This is a genomic window from Helicobacter pylori, from assembly GCF_003637665.1.
Classification (GTDB): Bacteria; Campylobacterota; Campylobacteria; order Campylobacterales; family Helicobacteraceae; genus Helicobacter; species Helicobacter pylori_CK.
In genome coordinates this window covers 1-630 of sequence record NZ_MVWR01000029.1, presented here as the reverse complement: position 1 = coordinate 630, position 630 = coordinate 1, and the positions used below count along the sequence as shown (strand labels likewise).

Sequence of the window (630 nt, the reverse complement as noted above, 5' to 3'; positions counted from 1 at the left end):
CTACATCCTTTTACTATAACCATAACCCGCTTTTTCTGCTTTTTTCTCGGTATTAGCAATTACTTTTATTTCTTTATTGACATCAGCAAATATTTTTTGAACGAACAAAAGGCTTTGAGAGGTTGGAAGGTGGGCTTGTGGGTCTGGTTTTAAATCCCTCATTTCAAGCATTTTAGCTTGAGCTTTAGAGCGTATTTTTAGATTTTCTTTTTGCCATTCTTCTGTAACCTTAAAATCTCTAGGATCTAATTCTAAATAAGCGATAGAACTTGGTTTATAAAAATCCACTTGTTTAGCGATAGCTTTTTGTGAATAGGGCAGAGATTCCAGCTCTTTTTGCAAATAAGCGATAAGCTCTTGCGCTTTTGATCCTCTTTGAGAGCGGGGTTGTTTAGAGTTTGGAAGGTGTTTTGGCTGGATAGGGGTTTGATTGGTTTTTGTGGGTTTAGGGGTTTTGCATTCAGCTTCTACTTCTATAGCAATACCACCCTTAATTCCTGCTTTTTTAATAAAAAATTGATTATGTTTTTCTTGGCAATTTTGTTCTGCTTTGTTAACCAAATCTTTCTGTGTATTGTTTGTCTTTTGTTTTTCTTGTTCTGTCTTTTGTTTTTCTTGTTCTGTCTTTTG

Annotated in this window: 1 protein-coding gene; it reads right to left on the bottom strand. The window is 34.8% G+C overall.

Annotated features, from left to right (window positions below; genetic code table 11):
• A partial coding sequence (locus tag EAL49_RS08205) for a DUF874 family protein (RefSeq protein ID WP_120829748.1) occupies window positions 1-630 on the bottom strand: 630 nt, incomplete at its 5' end.